The 20,197-nt window shown below is 70.5% G+C and carries 18 protein-coding genes and 1 riboswitch; of the genes, 4 read left to right on the top strand and 14 right to left on the bottom strand.

From position 1 onward, the window contains the following. Positions 1 to 95 precede the first annotated feature (95 nt). On the top strand, positions 96 to 1,079 hold the full coding sequence (gene add / locus BKA00_RS24985; RefSeq protein WP_185028774.1) for an adenosine deaminase: 984 nt from the start codon (positions 96 to 98) through the stop codon (positions 1,077 to 1,079). Between the two features lie 145 nt (positions 1,080 to 1,224). Here the strand turns inward: add and BKA00_RS24990 are convergent, their stop codons facing one another. From BKA00_RS24990 to BKA00_RS25015, 6 genes are all read right to left on the bottom strand, one after another. Next, entirely contained in the window at positions 1,225 to 1,614 is a 390-nt protein-coding gene (locus BKA00_RS24990; RefSeq protein ID WP_185028776.1) for a VOC family protein, read from the bottom strand. Between the two features lie 112 nt (positions 1,615 to 1,726). Then, positions 1,727 to 4,261, bottom strand: a complete 2,535-nt coding sequence (locus tag BKA00_RS24995) for an ATP-dependent Clp protease ATP-binding subunit (protein ID WP_185028778.1) — start codon at positions 4,259 to 4,261, stop codon at positions 1,727 to 1,729. A 408-nt stretch (positions 4,262 to 4,669) separates the two neighbouring features. Then, positions 4,670 to 4,993: a histone-like nucleoid-structuring protein Lsr2 gene (locus BKA00_RS25000; RefSeq protein ID WP_089316904.1), complete on the bottom strand. Its 324-nt coding sequence runs from the start codon at positions 4,991 to 4,993 to the stop codon at positions 4,670 to 4,672. Between the two features lie 979 nt (positions 4,994 to 5,972). Continuing rightward, positions 5,973 to 6,596, bottom strand: coding sequence for an RDD family protein (locus BKA00_RS39200; RefSeq protein WP_230299173.1), 624 nt, complete (start codon positions 6,594 to 6,596; stop codon positions 5,973 to 5,975). A gap of 7 nt (positions 6,597 to 6,603) precedes the next feature. After that, entirely contained in the window at positions 6,604 to 7,401 is a 798-nt protein-coding gene (locus BKA00_RS25010; RefSeq protein ID WP_185028780.1) for an RDD family protein, read from the bottom strand. Between the two features lie 5 nt (positions 7,402 to 7,406). Next, the gene (locus tag BKA00_RS25015) at positions 7,407 to 7,928 is read right to left on the bottom strand and encodes an amino-acid N-acetyltransferase (RefSeq protein WP_420829693.1); all 522 of its coding nucleotides are present in this window, start codon (positions 7,926 to 7,928) and stop codon (positions 7,407 to 7,409) included. Positions 7,929 to 8,197: 269 nt separating this feature from the next. After that, positions 8,198 to 8,407, top strand: a riboswitch (cyclic di-AMP (ydaO/yuaA leader). Between the two features lie 3 nt (positions 8,408 to 8,410). Here BKA00_RS25015 and BKA00_RS40580 point away from each other — a divergent pair. Next, positions 8,411 to 9,406, top strand: coding sequence for a C40 family peptidase (locus BKA00_RS40580; RefSeq protein WP_230299172.1), 996 nt, complete (start codon positions 8,411 to 8,413; stop codon positions 9,404 to 9,406). A gap of 461 nt (positions 9,407 to 9,867) precedes the next feature. Here BKA00_RS40580 and BKA00_RS25025 read toward each other — a convergent pair whose 3' ends face one another. Beyond that, positions 9,868 to 10,098: a transcriptional regulator gene (locus BKA00_RS25025; protein ID WP_021591725.1), complete on the bottom strand. Its 231-nt coding sequence runs from the start codon at positions 10,096 to 10,098 to the stop codon at positions 9,868 to 9,870. Between the two features lie 416 nt (positions 10,099 to 10,514). On the opposite strand from BKA00_RS25025, the gene BKA00_RS25030 reads away from it, so the two are divergent. After that, positions 10,515 to 11,609: a LacI family DNA-binding transcriptional regulator gene (locus BKA00_RS25030; protein WP_230299176.1), complete on the top strand. Its 1,095-nt coding sequence runs from the start codon at positions 10,515 to 10,517 to the stop codon at positions 11,607 to 11,609. Positions 11,610 to 11,664: 55 nt separating this feature from the next. Next, positions 11,665 to 12,891 carry a cytochrome P450 gene (locus BKA00_RS25035; protein WP_185028784.1) on the top strand — a complete coding sequence of 409 codons (1,227 nt, stop codon included), beginning with the start codon at positions 11,665 to 11,667 and terminating at the stop codon, positions 12,889 to 12,891. Here BKA00_RS25035 and lysX read toward each other — a convergent pair. The 7 genes from lysX to BKA00_RS25070 form a co-directional block, all read right to left on the bottom strand. Next, positions 12,878 to 14,332 carry a bifunctional lysylphosphatidylglycerol synthetase/lysine--tRNA ligase LysX gene (gene lysX / locus BKA00_RS25040; RefSeq protein ID WP_221494148.1) on the bottom strand — a complete coding sequence of 485 codons (1,455 nt, stop codon included), beginning with the start codon at positions 14,330 to 14,332 and terminating at the stop codon, positions 12,878 to 12,880. The two genes, BKA00_RS25035 and lysX, sit on opposite strands and share 14 nt — an antisense overlap. A 92-nt stretch (positions 14,333 to 14,424) precedes the next feature. Further along, entirely contained in the window at positions 14,425 to 15,207 is a 783-nt protein-coding gene (locus BKA00_RS25045) for a type III pantothenate kinase (protein ID WP_185028788.1), read from the bottom strand. Positions 15,208 to 15,221: 14 nt separating this feature from the next. Continuing rightward, positions 15,222 to 16,079, bottom strand: a complete 858-nt coding sequence (nadC, locus tag BKA00_RS25050; protein WP_185028790.1) for a carboxylating nicotinate-nucleotide diphosphorylase — start codon at positions 16,077 to 16,079, stop codon at positions 15,222 to 15,224. Beyond that, positions 16,076 to 17,728 (bottom strand): L-aspartate oxidase, encoded by a 1,653-nt coding sequence (locus BKA00_RS25055; RefSeq protein ID WP_230299171.1) that lies wholly within the window; start codon positions 17,726 to 17,728, stop codon positions 16,076 to 16,078. Before BKA00_RS25055 ends, nadC begins: the two co-directional genes overlap by 4 nt. Positions 17,729 to 17,805: 77 nt before the next feature. After that, complete coding sequence (gene panD, locus BKA00_RS25060; protein WP_185028794.1) at positions 17,806 to 18,222, bottom strand: aspartate 1-decarboxylase; 417 nt, start codon at positions 18,220 to 18,222, stop codon at positions 17,806 to 17,808. Further along, a complete protein-coding gene (gene panC, locus BKA00_RS25065) occupies positions 18,222 to 19,082 on the bottom strand; it encodes a pantoate--beta-alanine ligase (RefSeq protein WP_185028796.1) in 861 nt (286 codons plus the stop codon). Before panC ends, panD begins: the two co-directional genes overlap by 1 nt. A 164-nt stretch (positions 19,083 to 19,246) precedes the next feature. After that, positions 19,247 to 20,131 carry a DUF2520 domain-containing protein gene (locus BKA00_RS25070; RefSeq protein WP_230299170.1) on the bottom strand — a complete coding sequence of 295 codons (885 nt, stop codon included), beginning with the start codon at positions 20,129 to 20,131 and terminating at the stop codon, positions 19,247 to 19,249. Positions 20,132 to 20,197 lie beyond the last annotated feature (66 nt).

Consider the following 20,197-nt stretch of genomic DNA (forward strand, 5'->3'; position numbering starts at 1 on the left):
GGCGCCGCGCATTCGTCGATCTTGGGCCGTTGTCCCTTCGCAGGTCAACGAAAAATCGTTCGTCGACTCAGGGCCCGGGCCCGTACCGTACGCCAGTGCGCGATCTGCTGACCCTGCCCAAGACCCACCTGCACGTCCACCTTGAGAGCACCATCCGCCGAGCCACTCTCCGCGAGATCGGCGCCGCCAACGGCGTGCGGGTGCCCGAGGACTTCGGCGGGTTCGGCGACTTCGCCTCCTTCTTCGCACAGAACGACCTGGTCCGCACCTGCCTGCGGCGGCCCGACGACTTCCGCCGCATCGCCTACGAGTTCTGCGAGGACGAGGCCGCCCAGGGCGTCCGGTACGCCGAGGTCTCGTTCACGGCCGCCGCCCACGGAGAGCGCCTCGGCGACCTCGGCATGCCCCTGACGGCCGTCCTGGAGGGCCTTGAGGCGGGCGAGGAGGCCTTCGGCATCGAGTGCCGCCTGATCCTCGACCACTCCCGCCGCCGCTCCGTCGAGCGCGCCTGGCGGACCCTCGACCTGGCCCGCCGCCACGACCGCGTGGTCGGCGTCGGCCTGGCCGGCGACGAGGCCCACCCCGGCGGCCCGTTCACCGGGGTCTTCGACGCCGCCCACGAAGCCGGGCTCCACATCGTCCACCACGCGGGCGAGGGCGAGGGCCCGGCCAGCATCCGGCAGGCGCTCGGCCCCGGCCGCACCGAACGGCTCGGCCACGGCATCCGGGTCCTGGACGATCCCGACCTGGTGACCGAGGTCCGCGAACGCGGGATCCCCCTGGAGGTCTGCCCGTCCTCCAACGTCGCCCTGGGCTTCGTCCCGTCACTGGAGGCGCACCCCCTCCCCCGCCTCCGCGAGGCCGGTCTGCTGGTCACCCTCAACACGGATATCCCCGCCCTGATCAACACCCCTCTCGCGACCGAGTACGCCCACGTCCGCGCCACCTTCGCCTATGACGACGCCGAACTGGCCGACCTGGCCCGAGCCGGGGTGACCGCCTCCTTCGCCCCTCCCCGCACCAAAGAGGCCCTCCGCGAAGCGATAACCGCCTGGCTCACGGCACCTGCCTCCCCCTGACCGGCCCACCGCGGCCGTGCGAGTCCCGCCCCGGACCCCACCCGCTCCGGGCGGGACCGGAGGGGGCCCGGAGGGGGCTGGCGTGGTCTTTGAACCAGTGTCCAGCACGGCGCCGCACACCGGAAGCCGAACGTCGTTCTGTGGATTACTCGACCGGAACCTCGGGCTCGGGGAGGAAGAGGCAGAACGGGCGCCCCACGGGGTCCAGGCAGACCCGGACGTCATCCTCCGGCTGGAAGTCGGCCAGGACGGCGCCCACGGCCTCCGCGTGCTTCAAGGCGGCTTCCAGATCGTCCACCTCGAAGTCCAGGTGGACCATCTGCAGTTGGGCGCCCTCGGCGGCGGGCCAGGTCGGGGCCTTGTAGAGGGGCTCCCTCTGGAACGACAGGCCGGTGCCGCCGCCGGGAGGGCGCAGCTTCACCCAGTCGGGCTCGTCCTGCACGACCGTCCAACCGAGGAGGCGCCGGTAGAAGTCCGCCAGCGCGTGCGGGTCGGGGGCGTCCAGGACCGGGGCGGACAGGGTCAGGCGGCTCATGGCGGCTCCCGGGAGCAGTCGATCATGTGAGGGGATAGCTGCCCGCGAGGAGCCCGGACATGCGAAAGGCCCGCGACCTAGTACACGGTCGCGGGCCTTTGCGCGCGGGACGTCAGTCCTTGTTGAAGTTGACCGCGCCCTCGATGGGCGGCGGGCTGTCCGGAACGGTCGACGGCTTCGGCACGCCCTTGAAGGTGAACTTGGCGTTCTCGGCCGAGTCGGTGTTGTCGGGGTCGAAGCCCTCGGTGCCGACGATGACGATCTGGCCGGGCTTGAGCTCGTTGTAGAGGATCTTCTCCGACAGGTTGTCCTCGATCTCGCGCTGGATGGTGCGGCGCAGCGGCCGGGCGCCCAGCACCGGGTCGTAGCCGCGGATCGCGAGCAGGTCCTTGGCCTCCTGCCGCAGCTCGATGCCCATGTCGCGGTCGTGGAGCCGCTGGTCGACCTTGGCGATCATCAGATCCACGATCTGGATGATCTCCTTGGGCGTGAGCTGGTGGAACACCACCGTGTCATCGACACGGTTGAGGAACTCGGGCCGGAAGTGCTGCTTGAGCTCCTCCGACACCTTGGCCTTCATCCGCTCGTAGGAGCCCTGCTCGTCGTTCTGCCGCGCGAACCCCATCGACACGCCCTTGGAGATGTCCTTGGACCCAAGGTTGGTCGTCATGATGATGACGGTGTTCTTGAAGTCCACCACCCGGCCCTGGGCGTCGGTGAGCCGGCCGTCCTCCAGGATCTGCAGCAGCGAGTTGAAGATGTCCTGGTGGGCCTTCTCGATCTCGTCGAACAGCACCACCGAGAACGGCTTGCGCCGCACCTTCTCGGTCAGCTGACCGCCCTCCTCATACCCGACATAGCCGGGCGGAGAACCGAACAGCCGCGACACCGTGTGCTTCTCCATGAACTCCGACATGTCCAGCTGGATCAGCGCGTCCTCGTCACCGAACAGGAACTCCGCCAGCGTCTTGGACAACTCGGTCTTGCCCACCCCCGACGGCCCCGCGAAGATGAACGACCCACCCGGCCGCTTGGGGTCCTTCAACCCCGCACGCGTCCGCCGGATCGACTGCGACAGCGCCCGGATCGCGTCCTCCTGCCCGATCACCCGCTTGTGGAGCTCGTCCTCCATCCGCAGCAGCCGGGTCGACTCCTCCTCGGTCAGCTTGAACACCGGGATCCCCGTCGCGGTGGCCAGCACCTCGGCGATCAGCTCGTCGGTGACCTCGGCCACCACGTCCATGTCGCCGGCCTTCCACTCCTTCTCCCGCTGCGCCTTCTGCCCCAGCAGCTGCTTCTCCGAATCACGCAGCGCCGCCGCCTTCTCGAAGTCCTGCGCGTCGATCGCCGACTCCTTGTCACGACGCACATCAGCGATCTTCTCGTCGTACTCGCGCAGGTCCGGCGGCGCCGTCATCCGCCGGATCCGCATCCGCGACCCCGCCTCATCGATCAGATCGATCGCCTTGTCCGGCAGGAACCGATCGGAGATGTAGCGGTCGGCCAACTGCGCCGCGGCCACCAGCGCACTGTCGGTGATCGACACCCGGTGATGCGCCTCGTACCGGTCCCGCAACCCCTTCAAGATCTCGATCGTGTGCGACAACGACGGCTCGGCCACCTGAATCGGCTGGAACCGCCGCTCCAGCGCCGCGTCCTTCTCCAGATGCTTGCGGTACTCATCCAGCGTCGTCGCGCCGATCGTCTGCAGCTCACCACGCGCCAGCATCGGCTTCAGGATCGACGCCGCGTCGATCGCGCCCTCCGCCGCACCCGCACCCACCAACGTGTGCAGCTCATCGATGAACAAGATGATGTCACCGCGGGTCCGGATCTCCTTGAGCACCTTCTTCAGACGCTCCTCGAAATCACCCCGATACCGCGAACCCGCCACCAAAGCACCCAGATCCAGGGTGTAGAGCTGCTTGTCCTTGAGCGTCTCGGGCACCTCACCCTTGACGATCTTCTGCGCCAGCCCCTCCACCACCGCGGTCTTACCCACACCCGGCTCACCCACCAGCACCGGATTGTTCTTGGTACGCCGCGACAGCACCTGCATGACCCGCTCGATCTCCTTGTCCCGGCCGATCACCGGGTCGAGCTTGCCCTCACGCGCCGCCTGCGTCAGATTCCGACCGAACTGATCCAGCACCAACGACGTCGACGGAGCCGCCTCCGACGGACCACCCGAAGCCGCCGGCTCCTTGCCCTGGTACCCGTGCAGCAACTGGATCACCTGCTGCCGCACCCGGTTCAGATCCGCACCCAACTTCACCAGCACCTGCGCCGCGACACCCTCACCCTCCCGGATCAACCCCAGAAGAATGTGCTCGGTACCGATGTAGTTGTGACCCAGCTGCAACGCCTCACGCAGCGACAGCTCCAAAACCTTCTTCGCCCGCGGAGTGAACGGGATATGACCAGAGGGAGCCTGCTGCCCCTGACCAATGATCTCCTCGACCTGCTGACGCACGGCCTCAAGACTGATCCCCAGACTCTCCAGAGCCTTGGCCGCAACACCCTCACCCTCGTGGATCAGACCCAGGAGGATGTGCTCGGTGCCGATGTAGTTGTGGTTGAGCATCCTGGCCTCTTCCTGAGCCAGAACGACAACCCGCCGCGCGCGGTCGGTGAACCTCTCGAACATCTCGTCGCTCCTCACAGAGCGGTTGGGCAGAGTCCGGAACGTCCGGAACTGTCCTTCCGCATGCTAGCCCGCCCCGAGGAGGCCGCCCGGTGCACTCCCACCAGGAGACGTTCCCCAGCTATGCGCTGTTCAGTCTCATCCAACTACCGCATCGGTGCGTCATGTTCCCGCTACGCCCCAAGCGAACGAGGGGCTTTCCGCAGGTCGGTCAAGGCGCGGGCCGAGAGTGCCGAATGAGGGTGGAGTTTCCACCCGCGGGGCCTGTGTACCTCACGCCGGACGCACCGAACCGCACAGGCGCTACGCCACAAGCGAACGACTCGCCCCGCTGACGGCGGACGACTCACGGCGCGAACGGCGAACGGCCCGCCTCGCGAACGAAGACGGGCCGCCGGCGGTCCGTGCGGATCAGTTGGCCGCCTCGTACTGCTCGATCACGTGAGCCGGGATGCGCCCGCGCTCATTGACCTTGATGCCGTTGTTCTTGGCCCAGGCGCGGATCTCGGCGCTGCGTTCACGGCTGGAAGCGCCGCGCTGCCGGCGGCGGCGGTTGACCGTGCCCGCCTTACGGGACTTCTCGACGAACGGCTGCAGCGATTCCCGCAGCTTCGTCGCGTTGGCGCCACTGAGGTCGATCTCGTAGGAGGCGCCGTCGATCGAGAACGCTACGGTCTCGTCCGCCTCGCCACCGTCGAGGTCGTCGACGAGAAGCACTTGAACCTTCTGTGCCATGGGGACAGACCTTTCAGCTTGAGCAAACTCCAATCGAGTGCCAAAGATATACCTAGAACTTCGCGGATGACAATTCCAGCATCCGCCGTGAACCGGCACTCGCACGAAGTCGCCTTGCCGCTCGTGACCGGCTGTAATCGGCCTCATCGTTTCGGGTGCGCACGCTCCTCGGGCGACGGGCGGATCCGGCCCGGTGTCCATGAATTTCCAAGCGCCGGCGCCGCGTCCGGGTTTTCAGGCGTGACCGGTGTCACGGCCCGCCGCGCTGACCTGCACCGCCGCCCGCGCATTGCCCAGGGTTTGCGGGCGGCACCGGCGGCACGGCGATTAACCTCACGTATCGCCACTAACCGCGCACCCGCACTCTAAAACGCAGCAGACCACGGCACCTGATCAACGTCCGGACCGGCGGATGTGGACGAATAACGACCTGACGCCCCGCACCGAAATCTGTTGCCGCGGCCGGACCCGCGAAGTCCGCGCCCTGCTCAGGACGCGGATCTGGCGCATCGGCCCTCGTCCCCGCGAAATCAGGAGATTTGGACACAATCCCACCGTCCGCCCCCGTTCTTCGGCCCGGTGCCGCGGCCCTGAGGCAAGCCCGCCTCCGGCCACACCCCCGCCACCGGCATGTCGCACGAAAGGTCCGTTCCAAGGGCGAGAGCCCGCCATCCGAAGCAAGTCCACGGCCGCCGACAAGCGGTGTCGTTCTGGCCACCGCAACAGCATCGGAGGGAACTGTCAAAGCGGAGGCGACATCCGGGACGAGACACATCCCGCCGGTTTCAGGACCGTAACCGGAACGAGCGGGCATATGGCGCCGGCCTCTCGGGCGTCCGGAAACAGCGGCCATCTCGGCGAAACATGTATGGCGCATGCGAGTGGACCAGGGCACGCGCCCGGCCGCGCACGCGAGTACGCGGTATCGGACGGGTGTTATCGGGCCCCGCGCGCACCTCCCGGTGCGGCGGAGAGGGCCTCAGAAGGCCGAGGATTCGGGCCGCGGGCGCTTTACCACGAGCGTCCCCGCGAGCCTGTCGTGAACAGCCTGCCGGCGATCGCCCTCGAACACGGCCCCCGCGTTCACGACCCAGAAGATGCTCGCGAGCAGACCGAGTACCGGAATCGGACGCAGCCCGATCGGCACCGAATAGGCGGCGGCCCGCAGAACGCACCGCAGAACGTCCGGACGCGTGGACGCGTCCACGACATTCGCGCCCGGCGGAGCGGCGGCCTCCGCGGGCTCGGGGGCCGCCAGGGGCACGAAACCCGGTACGGACACGGGGAGGGCCGACACGTCGCCGCGCCCGGCGCTCCCACCCGCTCCGCCGGCCCCCTCTGGCGCCGCTTCAGGCGCCTCCTGAGGCGTCGCCGCGACCACCTCGATGCCCGCGACGCGCTTGCCGAGCGTCCGGCCCCAGAGGGCGAGCTGGATCGCCTCGTACAGCAGCATGCATCCGGCCACGGCGGACGGAGCGACAACGTCCGCCGTGTGCCCGGACACCAGTTCGCGGACGACGAGAACGACGGGGACGCCGACGACGAGCGTGTCGACTACGCGTGCCAGGAGCCTCTGCCCCGGCTCGGCGAGCGGTGCCGCCATCGTGGCCTTAGCCCGCGTACTCGGAGTACTCGGACTCGTCATATCCGACCCGCTCGTCAATGACGAGAGTGCCGGCGAAGCGATCGTGCAGCGACTGATGCAGAGGCTGGTCCCAGATCGCCCACAGGTAGGCCATCAGCGCGCCCGCCCAGACCAGCACCATCCCGTACGCGGCGTAGTCCCAGACCATCACCGCCAAGACGAGGAAGAAGAAAACGCCTAGCTGGTAGCCGACGTGAGTGATCCCGGCGCGCCAGACAGCCTGCGTCGTGGTGATCGGGGTGCCCGCGGGCCTCGCCTGCACGACCCCGAGGCCCAGAACGCGCTTCCCCAGCGTGCGCCCCCACATGGACAACTGCACGGCCTCATAGATGAACGGAAGCACAGACAGGACGCAGAAGAGGGTGAAGATGATGGGCCAGTTCCACACGCCCCCCTCGTCCTCGGTCTTGCTGCCCGGCTTGCCCAGACCGAATGCGCCGATCGTCACCGGCAGGACGAGGGCGAACCCGAAGACCGCGACGAGCGCGTTGTCAATGATTCGCGCGCCCGCCCTACGGTGGATCGGCGCCAGCGACACATCACCGCCGTCGTCGTACGAGCCGTAGTCGTCATAGCCGGGCTGCTGGTTCCACTGCTGCTGTTGCGTCTGCCATTGCTCCTGTGGCTGTTGCTGCCACTGCTGCTGGGACGACTGCTGCTGTGGTTGCTGCCACTGAGAACCTTGGTACGGAGGGGGCGGGCCGTAGGAACCCTGCCCCTGCTGTGGCTGGTAAGGCCCCCCGCGGTGGTGGGAATCGCTCATTAGGGTCAGTCCTCCAGGCGAAGCAGCATCCGGGTGTTGCCCAACGTATTCGGCTTGACCCGGTCGAGGTCCAAGAACTCTGCCACGCCTTCGTCGTAGGAGCGGAGAAGTTCCTCATACACCTCTGGCGACACCGGAGTCCCCAGGATCTGCTGGAAGCCGTGGCGAGCGAAGAACTCCACCTCGAAGGTAAGGCAGAACACCCTTCGCACGCCGAGTTCACGGGCGTTCTCCAAGAGGCGGGTCACGATCCGGTGCCCGATTCCCCGTCCCTCGCATCCCTTGTCCACGGCGACCGAGCGGACCTCCGCGAGGTCCTCCCACATGATGTGGAGGGCGCCGCAGCCGATGACCGGCCCGGGCGTCCCGTGCTGGATGTCCTCGGCGACCCAGAACTCCTGGACGTCCTCGTACAGCTTGACGGTCGTCTTCTTCAGCAGGCGACGCCCCGACCCGGCGTACAGGTCGACGAGCCTGCGGATCTCCTGGACGTCGGCGGTGCGGGCACGCCGGATCACGACTTCCACAAACAGGCGAGATTATCGAACGTCTCGGCCCGCCAGGGAACGCCCTCCCGCCCACCAGCGCCGAGCACCGCGCGCGAGTGACTAGATAAAAGGGACTAGACACTCCCCGGGTCCACCCGAGAAGCGGCCCGGGACGGGGCGCGGGGCGCGGCCCATCCGGCGCCTCCCTCGTTCACCGCGCCGCGTGACCTGCGAATTCGCATGTTCTGGTTGGCATCCAATGCGGGGTCCGTTAGTGTCCTGCGCTGACATCGGCCCACCGCAGGACGGAGGCCGATCCGCCGAGTCCCACGGGTCGCAGCCAGCCGCCCGAGGAGCCGGGGACCCACTTTCGGGAGCGTTCGGGGATTCGCCCCTGAGCGACCGACCGTGAGGGGTGAATCCGCTTTCGCGGGGCGATCGGTTCGCTCGCGGACGCGGACGGGCCGCTCCGGCCCCAACCCGTCAGCTCACCCGGTAGGCGGCTGAGGAGAGGAGTATTCGTGAAGCGATCGCGGCATGCTTCCCTTTCACACTTCCGTGGGCGCGCGGTCATCGTGGTCGGCGCGCTCGCCGTCGTCTCGACCGCCCCGCACGCGATCGCCCCGCACGCGATCGCCGTCGCGCACGCCGACCCCGAGCCCTCCGCCAAGGAGCTGCGCACCAAGGCGCTCAAGCTCGCCGACCAGCTGGAGCAGCTCACCGAGCAGTACAACGGGCTCAAGGTCCGGCTCGCCCAGTCGCAGCGCGCCGCCAAGGTCGCCACGGAGAACGCCAAGCGGCAGGAGAAGGCGCTGGAGGTGCTCCGCCAGAAGGTCGGATCCCTCGCCGCGACGAGCTACATGCAGGGCGGCTCCGACCCCGCGGTGTCGTTCGTCGCCTCCCAGGACCCGCAGTCCGTCCTCGACCAGGCCGCGACCCTCCACTACTTCGCCAAGCAGGACAGCACCCAGGTGCTCGGGCTGATGCAGGCCATGCAGTCCGCCCAGCGGGCCCGCAAGTCGGCCGAGGCCCGCGCCAAGCAGGTGAAGGACCTGAAGACGCAGCTCGACTCGCAGCGCACGAAGATCACGGACGCCTACGAGAAGATCCGCGGCAAGCTCGTCGACAAGGACCCGACCCAGCTGGCCAAGCTGCCCGTCATCGGCACCGGCAAGGCCGCGCAGGCGCTCCGGTACGCGATGAGCAAGATCGGCCGCCCGTACGTGTGGGGCGCCGCCGGCCCGAGCACCTTCGACTGCTCCGGCCTGACGATGTGGGCCTACAAGCAGGTCGGCATCAACCTGCCGCACTACACCGGCAGCCAGTGGAACGCCGGGACGCACGTGTCGCGCGGCGAGCTTCAGCCGGGCGACCTCGTCTTCTTCCACGCCGACCTGCACCACATGGGGATCTACATCGGCGGCGACAAGATGCTGCACGCCCCGCACACCGGAGACGTCGTGAAGATCGCCTCCATGAACGGGCGCCCCTTCGCCGGCGGCGTCCGGGTCGCCTAGGCTGCGTTTCACAGTCCCGGCCCGCTTCGCTCGCCTGGCGGCCCGCTACGTGACCGGGCCTGGACGAACGCGGCATCACTTCGCGATCTGCTCGGCTCCGCTCGCCTCCGGCTTCGCTCCACCGGCCAGGTCACGCGTTCGCGCGCGTGTCGGAGACTACTTCGAGACAGGCTCTAGGACTCCGCCGCCCCACTGACCGCCGGCACCGGCCGGCTCGGCCGAGCCGGGGGTGCGCCGGCCGAGAGTCTCGTGGGGTCGTGCTCGCCGGAGGCCGGGGCGGATCCGTGGACCTGCGGGCCTGTGGCCGTCAGGCCCGAACGCCGTCCGCGGCGACGCCTTCTGCAGGGACCTACCTGCCAGGGCGCGGGCGCCGCCGCTGCGGGGTCGGACGGAATTCGGATGAGCCGCCGTTCTCTCCGGATGACGCTCGCCGTCCCCTGGCGAGCGTCGGGGGTGCTTAGCTAGATGAGCTGCCTCCGGGCCGCCCACACCACGGCCTCGATAGGGGTGTTGACCTCCAGCCGGTCGCAGATCGTCCGCAGCCGGCGCCGCAAGGTCCGAGCGCTCAGTTCCAGCTTGCGTGCCGCCACATCGGCGGTGACACCGCTGGCGATCTGGGCGAGCAGCCGGATCTCTTCCTCGCTCAGCCCGAAATCGTCGGTGCCACGACGTGCGAGTGTGGCTGTTTCCACTCCGTCCTCCCTCGTCCGTGGTGATGACCGCGGGGATGCAGCCGTCCGCTGCACAGGCACGGGTTGGGCCTCGATCTGTACGCGCGTTGGGTTGCCGGGTCCGGACCGTTCCGGACTTAGATCATCGGATTCCTTTTCTGTCTCGCGCGCTTGGCCGGAGGTGGCCGCATGGCCGATTGCGGGGATGCACGGGGGAACTCCGGGTGACGATTCACTCGTTGGCCTGCCGAGGGAGACGGGATGTGATCGCCAGCCATCCGCCCGCCCCTTCTCGCCGAACCCACCGGTCCTCGCAGTGAACGAAGATCGTGAATCGTTTCAAGCTACGCTTCGGCTCGGAACGCTAGGCGGCCGGATCCGGCCCGTCAAGCGCCGGTCAAGAACGCTGCGTGCCCGATCATTCACCATGTGTGACCGTGCATTCGGCGCCCCGCCATGCCAAACTCCACTACCTGGGAAAACGCCCATGGAGCGGGACGAGGAGCGAGTTGCCACAGACCAGTATCCGTGAGGTCGCGAGGCGTGCTGGAGTCTCAGTTGGGACCGTTTCGAATGTCCTAAACCGGCCAGATCTCGTGGCCGAAGCTACCCGTGACCGTGTTCGCGCGGCGATCGAGGAGCTCGGATTCGTCCGCAACGAGTCCGCGCGCCGGCTCCGCACGGGCCCCGAGCGGACCGCCGGTGAGTTCGGCGACCAGCCGCGCCGGGCGTTCGGCGTCCTCGTCGAGGACCTCGCCAACCCCTACGCGACCGACGTGGCGCGCGGCGCCGAGGCGGCGCTCAACGCGGCGGGCCACGACGCCCTGTGGCTGTCCAGCGACCACTCCGCCCGCAAGGAGCGCCGCCTGCTGGAGCTGCTCGCCGACCAGCAGGCCGCCGGGGTCCTGGTCATCCCGGTCGGGATCGGCCCCCGCGACATCTCCCGGCTGCGCGCCGCGGGCATGAGCGTCGTGCTGATCGACCGGGACGCCTCCGACGTGTGCTCCGCCCGGGTCGACCACGTGGCGGGCGGCGAGGCGGCCGCCGCGTACCTGCTCGGCATCGGACGCGACCGCATCGCGTTCGTGACCGGCATCCCCGAGCCGCAGCCCTGCGTGGAACGCCGCGACGGGGCCGCCCGCACGATCGTCGAGGCGGGCCTCGGCAAGCCCCCGGTCCTGGTCAAGGACGCCCTGAGCCCCACGGAGGGGCAGGCCGCGGCGCGCCAGATCATGGCCATGTCCCCGGTGCCCGACGGCGTCTTCTGCGCCAACGACCTGCTCGCGATCGGCCTGATCAACGAGCTGACCCGGCTCGGCGTCCGCGTCCCCGAGGACATCGCCGTGATCGGCTACGACGACATCGAGCTCGCGGCGAGCGCCGCCGTGCCGCTCACCACCGTCCGCCAGCCGCGCCGCGAGCTCGGCTGGGAGGCCGCCGAGCTGGCGATGGCCGAGATCGGCGAGGGCAAGTCCCACCAGCACCGCCAGGTCGTCCAGCGGCCCGACCTGGTGGTACGGGAAAGCGCCTAGCGCCGCCCGGTCGGCGCTGTTGACATTCCGTCTCAGATTCGGGTCCGCTGGAGGCATGGAGGACAGGACGGGCCAGACGGTACAGGCCGGGTCGACCGCCGTGCTCGGCTTCGATCCGGGCGACCCGGCGTTCCGCGCCGACCCCTACGCCCACTACCGGACGCTCGGCGCCAGTGGGCAGAATCTACATCGAACGGACGTCGGTCTGCGCGTCACCGCGTCCTACGAGCTGTGCGAGCGGATCCTCCGCGATCCGCGGTTCGGGCACCGCCCGTCGGACGGCGGCGTGTGGCGCGAGGCGCAGGCGCGGCACCGGTCGTTCCTGACCATGGACCCGCCCGACCACACGCGGCTGCGCCGGCTCGTCAGCAAGGCGTTCACGCCGCGTCTCGTGGAGCGGCTGCGGCCCCGGGTCGAGGAGCTCGTCGACGCGCTGCTGAGCCCCCTCTCCGGCGAGGTCGACCTGATCGCGGCGCTGGCCTACCCGCTGCCCGTCATCGTGATCAGCGAGATGCTCGGCGTCCCCGCCGAGGACCGCGACCTGTTCAAGGGCTGGTCGGACAGCCTCGCGCGCGGTCTGGACCCGGACTTCCTGCTGCCGGAGACGGAGATCGCCCAGCGGGACGCGGCGCGCGAGGAGTTCGCGGAGTACTTCCGGGAGCTGGCCGCCGAGCGCCGGGCCGAGCCGCGCGACGACCTGCTGAGCGCCCTCGTGGGTGTCTCCGACGGCGGAGACGTCCTGTCGGAGCAGGAACTGCTGGCGACGTGCATCCTGCTGCTCGTCGCGGGTCACGAGACGACCGTGAACCTCATCGGGAACGGCGCGCTGGCACTGCTCCGCGACCCCGCGCAGGCGCGGCTGTTCCGGGAACGGCCGGGGAACGCCGCGGCGGCGGTGGAGGAGCTGCTGCGCTTCGACCCGCCGGTGCAGCTGACCCTGCGGTCGGCGCTGGAGGACGTCGAGCTGAACGGCACGCTCGTCGAGCGCGGAAAGCTCGTGCTGCTGCTGACGGGCGCCGCCAACCGGGACCCGGCGGTCTTCGACGACCCCGACCGGCTGGACCTGCTCCGCTACGCCCAGGGCCGCGAAACGCCGAAGCACCTGTCGTTCGGGCACGGCGCCCATTTCTGCCTCGGTGCGCCGCTGGCCCGGCTGGAGGGCCGCGTCGCGCTCGGCAGGCTGTTCGAGCGCGACGTGGCCCTCGCCTCAGACGACCTCGTCTACCGCGACAACCTCGTGCTGCGCGGGCTGCGCGACCTTCCGGTCATCATTCGGGCTTGACCAGCGGGAACAGGATGGTGTCGCGGATCCCCTTGCCGGTGAACGCCATGATCATGCGGTCGATCCCGGCGCCCATCCCGCCCGTGGGGGGCATCGCGTACTCCAGGGCGCGCAGGAAGTCCTCGTCCAGCTGCATGGCCTCGAGGTCGCCGCCCGCGGCGAGCAGCGACTGCTCGGTGAGGCGGCGGCGCTGCTCGATCGGGTCGACCAGCTCGGAGTAGGCGGTGCCGAGCTCCGTGCCGAACCCGATGAGGTCCCACTTCTCGGTGAGCAGCGGCTCCTCGCGGTGCTGGCGGGTCAGCGGGGACGTCTCGACCGGGTAGTCCATGACGAACGTGGGCTGGACGAGGGTGTGCTCGACCAGTTCCTCGAAGAGCTCCTGGACGAGCTTGCCCTGCCCCCACTTGGGGTCCCAGGAGATGTCGCGGGCGTCCGCGAGCTTGCGCACGGACTCGATCGGCGTGTGCGGCGTGATCTCCTCGCCGAGCGCCTCCGACACCGCCCCGTACAGGGTGACCCGCGGCCACTCCGCGAGACCGAGGTCGGTCTCGACGCCGTCGTGGACGACCACCGTGGTGCCGAGGGCGGCGACGACCGCCTTCTGGTACATCCGCTGGGTCAGGTCGGCCATGTCGTTGTAGTCGAGGTAGGTCCCGTAGGCCTCGATCATCGTGAACTCGGGGTTGTGCGTGGAGTCCGCGCCCTCGTTGCGGAAGTTGCGGTTGATCTCGAAGACCTTCTCGATGCCGCCGACGACGAGCCGCTTGAGGTACAGCTCGATCGCGATGCGCAGGTAGAGGTCCATGTCGTAGGCGTTGATGTGCGTCCGGAACGGGCGCGCCGCGGCTCCGCCGTGGATCGGCTGGAGCATGGGCGTCTCGACCTCGAGGTAGCCCTCCTCGTGCCAGAAGTCGCGGACCGCGCGGACGGTCGCGCTGCGCAGCCGCGCCATCCGCCGCGCCTCGTCGTTGACGATCAGGTCGACGTAGCGCTGCCGGACCCGCGCCTCCGGGTCGGTGAGGCCGGCGTGCTTCTCCGGCAGCGGCCGCAGGCACTTGGACGTGATCGCGAACCGGTCCGCCATGATCGACAGCTCGCCGCGGCGGGAGGTGATGATCTCGCCCTCCACGCCGACGTGGTCGCCGAGGTCCACCTCGCGCTTCCAGAAGTCGAGCTGCTCCTGCCCGACCTTGGCCAGCGACAGCATGATCTGGATGTCGCCGCCGGCGTCCCGGATGGTGGCGAAGCACAGCTTGCCGGTGTTGCGGATCAGCATCACGCGACCGGTGACGCCGGCCTTCTCGCCCGTCTCGGTGCCCGGCTCCAGGCCGGTGTGTTTCGCGCGGATCTCGGCGGTCGTCGCCGTCCGCGGGAAGGTCACCGGGTAGGGGTCGATCCCGCTCTCGCGGAGCCGGTCGAGCTTCTCCCGGCGCACGCGCATCTGCTCCGGGAGCTCGTCGAAGGTCTCGTCACTCACATCGCAAGGCTATCCAGCCCGTCCGGTGCGGGCGAACGGGTTCCGGGCGCGTGGCGTCAGGGAGTGTTGCGCTCGTAGATGAGCCGGAGGCCGATGAGGGTGAGCCACGGCTCGAACTCGTCGATGCTGCGGGACTCCTCCAGGACGAGCGGGGCGAGGCCGCCGGTGGCGATGACCGTGACCTTCTCCGGGTCCTCGGCGAGCTCCTCCGACATGCGCTCGACGATGCCGTCCACCTGGCCGGCGAAGCCGAAGATGATCCCGGACTGGAGCGCCTCGACGGTGTTCTTGGCGATCACGTTGCGCGGCCGGACCAGCTCGATCTTGTGGAGCTGCGCGCCGCGCGAGGACAGCGCGTCGATCGAGATCTCGATGCCGGGCGCGATCGCGCCGCCCACGTACTCGCCCTTGGCGGAGACCGCGTCGAAGGTGGTGGCGGTGCCGAAGTCGACCACGATCGCCGGCCCGCCGTGGGTGTGGACGGCGGCGAGCGCGTTCACGATGCGGTCGGCGCCGACCTCCTTCGGGTTGTCCATCCGGACGGGGACACCGGTCTTGACGCCCGGCTCCACGATCACCGCGGACACGTCGCCGTAGTAGCGGCGGCACATCTCCCGCATCTCGTGCAGGACGGAGGGGACCGTGGAGCACAGCGCGATGCCGCTGATGTCGGTCTCGGCCAGCAGCGGGCTCTGCTGGACGAGTCCCTGAAGGACCACCGCGATCTCGTCGGCGGTGCGCCGGGGATCGGTGTTGATCCTCCAGTGCTCGATCACCTCGTCGCCTTCGAAGAGACCGAGCACGGTCTGGGTGTTACCGACGTCGATGGTCAGCAGCATCAGGTCCCCGCTGTTCAGGTGAAGTCAAGGCCGATGTCGAACACGTGCGCCGAGTGCGTCAGCGCGCCGACCGCAAGGTAGTCCACCCCGGTCACGGCGACGTCTCGGGCCCGCTCCAGGGTAAGGCCACCGCTGGCTTCGAGCTCCGCCCGCCCTGCCACGAGCCTGACCGCCTCGGTCATCTCGGCGTCGGTCATGTTATCGAGCAGGATGCTGGTGGCGCCCACCGCCAGAGCCTCCTCGACCTGCGCGAGGGTGTCGCACTCCACCTGGACGTGCAGGGACGGGTACACGGCGCGGATCGCCTCGTACGCCTTGGTGACGCCACCGGCCGCCGCGATGTGGTTGTCCTTGATGAGCGCGGCGTCGTGCAGGCCCATCCGGTGGTTGACGCCGCCTCCGCAGTGCACCGCGTACTTCTGCAGGGCCCGCAGGCCGGGGAGGGTCTTGCGGGTGTCGCGGACCTTCGCCTTGGTGCCCGCCATGGCGTCCATCCATCCGCGGGTGGCGGTCGCGATTCCGGACAGGTGCGTGAGGAGGTTCAGTGCCGTCCTCTCCGCCCGCAGGATCGCCCGGGTGGAGCCGCTGACCGCGATGAGGACCTGCCCGGGGGCGACCCGGTCGCCGTCCTCGACCTTCGCCTCGTAGGCGACGTCCAGAAGCTCGAAGACGACGCACGCGACCGGGACGCCCGCGACGACCCCCTCCTCGCGCGCCTTCAGCTCCCCGCTCGCGGTGTCCTGCGGCGCGAAGACCGGGGTGCTGGTGACGTCGACCTCGCCGTCCTCGGCCAGCGCCGTCCGGACGAGGTTTTCCACAGCCTGTGGATCCAGTCCGGCGGCGGTCAGCCTCTGCGAGAGTTCCGGTGTCATGAGCGCTTCCCTTCCAGAGATTCGTAGGTCGTCGTCAGGACGTTCCCCGCCAGCCGGGTGACGAGGTGGCCGCGCCACGTCCCGTCCGCGCGCTCGGGGAAGTCCTCCCGCCAGTGGCTCCCGCGCGTCTCCTCCCGCCGCCGCGCCGCCGCCACGATCGCGGACGCGACGGTGTGCAGGTTGGTGGCCTCCCAGGCCTCCACCCCGGGCTCGGCGCTCCCGCGCCCGAGCCCCTCCAGTTCCCGCACCGCGGCCTCCAGCCCGGTGGCCTGCCGCAGGACCCCCGCGCCGGTGGTCATGATCCGCTGGATCTCTCCCCGCAACGCCGGCTCCAGCAACCCGGCACCTGCGGCATCCGGCGGGACGGGCGCGGTCTTCGGCGCGGCGTCTCCCGGTTCGGCCGAGGCGAGGAGGTCTCCGGGGAGCGCCTCGGCGATTCTGGCGGCGAAGACGAGGCCCTCCAGGAGGGAGTTGGAGGCGAGGCGGTTCGCGCCGTGGACGCCTGTGCAGGCGACCTCGCCGCAGGCGTACAGGCCGGGGACGGACGTGCGGCCGTGCAGGTCCGTGCGGACGCCTCCGCTGGCGTAGTGCGCGGCGGGCACGACCGGGATCGGCTCGGTCACCGGGTCGATGCCGTGGTGGCGGCACGCGGCCAGGATGGTCGGGAACCGGGTCTCCCACACCGCCGCGCCGAGGTGCCGGCCGTCGAGGAGCATGTGGGACGCGCCCGTCTCGCGCATCCGGTTCATGATCCCCTTGGCGACGACGTCGCGGGGGGCCAGCTCGGCGAGCTCGTGGCGCCCGGTCATGAAGCGCACGCCGGCGTGGTCGACCAGGTGCGCGCCCTCGCCGCGGACGGCCTCGGAGATCAGCGGCTGCTGCCCCGTCGCGCCCTCGCCGAGCCACAGCACGGTGGGGTGGAACTGGACGAACTCCAGGTCGGTGACCTCGGCTCCGGCGCGCAGCGCGAGCGCGACGCCGTCGCCCGTCGAGACCTCGGGGTTGGTCGTGGCGGAGAACACCTGGCCGAGCCCGCCGGTGGCGAGCACGACGGCGCGGGCGCGGACGGCGCCGACGCCGCCCGGCTGCCCCTCGCCCATGACGTGCAGGGTGACGCCCGCGGCGCGTCCCGCGGCGTCCTTCAGCAGGTCCAGGACCAGCGCGTGCTCGATCACCTCGACGCCCGAGTCCTTGAGCTCGGCGAGCAGGGCGCGGCTGATCTCGGCGCCGGTGGCGTCGCCGCCCGCGTGCGCGATGCGGCGCCGGTGGTGGCCGCCCTCGCGGGTGAGCGCGATGTCGCCGCCGGAGCGGTCGAAGGCCGTGCCGAGGGCGATCAGGCCGCGGACGGCGTCCGGGCCCTCGGTGACGAGCGCCCGGACGGCGTTTTCGTCGCAGATGCCGACGCCCGCGGTGAGGGTGTCGGCCAGGTGCTCCTCGGGAGTGTCGTCGGGCGCGAGCGCGGCGGCGATGCCGCCCTGGGCCCACCGGGTCGACCCGGCGTCCAGGAGGGCCTTGGTGACGAGCAGCACCCGGCCGTGGGGGCGGCAGCGCAGCGCGGCGACCAGGCCGGCGATGCCGGACCCGATGACGACGACGTCGGCGTCGGCGGTCCAGCCGGGCGCGGGGGCGTGCAGAACGGAAGGGATCACGAGCCCTCCTCCGGGGTCGGTTCTCGTCATTATGACCCTAACCCCGGAGCGGCCGTACCCCCGGCCCCCGCCGAAGGTCAGTCGCGGACCAGATCGCCCCGGGTCGTGCTGGTGCCCGGCACCGGCTCGGCGGGGTCGGAGCCCAGCGAAATGATCTTGTTGGACCGGTCGACGTGCACGACGGAGGGGACGAACTCGCGGGCCTCGGCGTCGGTCATCTGCGCGTAGCTGATGATGATGACCAGGTCGCCGGGCTGCACGAGGCGGGCGGCGGCGCCGTTGATCCCGATCACGCCGGAGCCGCGCTCGCCGGCGATCAGGTAGGTCTCCAGGCGGGCGCCGTTGTCGATGTCGACGATCGAGACCTGCTCGCCGGGCAGCAGGTCGGCGGCGTCCATCAGGTCCTGGTCGATGGTCAGCGAGCCGACGTAGTGCAGGTCCGCCTGGGTCACCGTGGCGCGGTGGATCTTCGACTTGAACATCGTCCGGAACATCAGTGCTCCTTGCCGAGCTGGAGGGGAACGTTGTCGATCAGGTGGGTGGCGCCGACGCGGCCGGCGACGGCGAGGACGGCCCGGCCGGGGCCCGGTCCGGTGATCTCGGTGAAGGTCGACGGGTCGACCAGGACCAGGTAGTCCAGGACGAGGGGCGGGTCGGCCGTCTCGGCCTCGGACAGGACGCCGCGGGCGGCCGCCAGGACGGCGTCCGCGCCGGAGGCGGCGGCGCCCGCCCCCGCCCGCAGGGCGCGCGAGAGGGCGAGCGCGGTCCGGCGTTCGGGCGCGGACAGGTAGCGGTTGCGGCTCGACAGCGCCAGCCCGTCCGGCTCGCGGACGGTCGGCGCGCCGACCACCTCCACGGGGACGTTCAGGTCGGCGACCATCCGCCGGATCATCGCGAGCTGCTGCGCGTCCTTCTCCCCGAAGACCGCCACGTCGGGGCGGACGAGGTTGAGCAGCTTCAGCACGACGGTGAGCATCCCGTCGAAGTGGCCGGGACGCGCGGCACCCTCGACGACCTCGCCCATGGGCCCCGACTTGACCGTGACCTGCGGCTCGTCCGGGTACATGACCTCGCGCGCCGGCGCGAACACGAAGTCAACCCCCTCGGCGGCGCAGGCTTCCAGGTCGGCGGCGAAGGTGCGGGGGTAGCGGTCGAAATCCTCGCCCGGCCCGAACTGGAGCGGGTTCACGAAGACGCTGACCGCGACCGCGTCCGCCCTGCCGCGGGCCTGCCGCATCAGCGACAGGTGTCCCTCGTGCAGGGCTCCCATGGTCGGGACGAGCGCCAGGGTCCCCCCGGTCTTCGACCGGGCCCGCGCCAGTTCCGCGCGCGTGCGCGCGACGATCGGTGTCACGACGCGTCCGTCCTCTCACGCGACGGCGGGCGCCGGCCGGGGCCGTGCTCGCCGGAAACGCCAGGAGCCAATGCCGTTCCCTTCCTGTTCGGTCGGCCGGTGCCGTCGGTCAGGCCGTCTGCCGGCCGGGGCGCCCTGCCGGCGACGTCCGCGGGCCGCGGCCGTCAGTCGGCCAGCGCTTCGAGGAGCCGTTCGGCGTCCTCGGGTCTGAGCAGCCCGGCGCCGAGCGCGCGGTCGGCGGTGAGGCGGGCCAGCGCGATGTAGGCGCGGCGGCTCTCGGCCGACACCCTGCCCAGCTCCGCGACGTGGCCGGCCACCGTTCCGGCGTCCCCGCGCGCGACGGGCCCGGTGAGCCCGTCGATGCCGAGCCGCAGCCCGTTGTCGAGGGCGGCGCCGAGGAGCGGGCCGAGCATCCGGCCGGGTTCGGCCACGCCCGCGGCGCGCAGCAGGTCCATGGCCTCCACGACCAGCGTGACCAGGTGGTTCGCGCCTCCGGCGAGCGCCGCGTGGTAGAGCGGGCGCGCCTCCTCGGCGATCCAGACGGGTTCGCCGCCCATCTCCAGGACGAGGGCCTCGGCGACCGGGCGCAGCGGCTCGGGCGAGGTGACGCCGAACGAGATGCCGGTGAGCCGGTTGACGTCGTCCGGGCGCCCGGTGAAGGTCATCACGGGGTGCAGGGCCAGCGGCAGCGCGCCCGCGCGGGTGAGCGGGTCAAGCACGGCGGTGCCGTAGCGGCCGCTGGTGTGCAGGACGAGCTTGCCGGTGACCGGGACGCCCGCGCCGACGAGCCCTGCCGCGAGCTCGGGCAGCTCGTCGTCCGGGACGGTGAGCAGCACGAGGTCGGCAGCGGCGACCACGTCCTGCGGGGCGGCGACGACGGCGCCGGGGAGGCGTTCCTCGACGCGGGCCCGCGACCGCTCCGACACGGCGGCCGCGGCGACGAGGCGGTGGCCCGCGCGGGCGAGCGCGGCGCCGAGCGCCGTGCCGACCCGGCCGGCGCCGACGACGCCGACCGCGAGCCGCGCGGGCCGGTCCTCCGGGGTCTCCACGGGGGTGGTCCCCCCGTCGGGGCCGGTCCCGTTTCCGGGCGTGCCGGAAGGAGGGGTGACCTGTGG

The sequence above is a fragment of the Actinomadura coerulea genome, from assembly GCF_014208105.1.
GTDB lineage: Bacteria > Actinomycetota > Actinomycetes > Streptosporangiales > Streptosporangiaceae > Spirillospora > Spirillospora coerulea.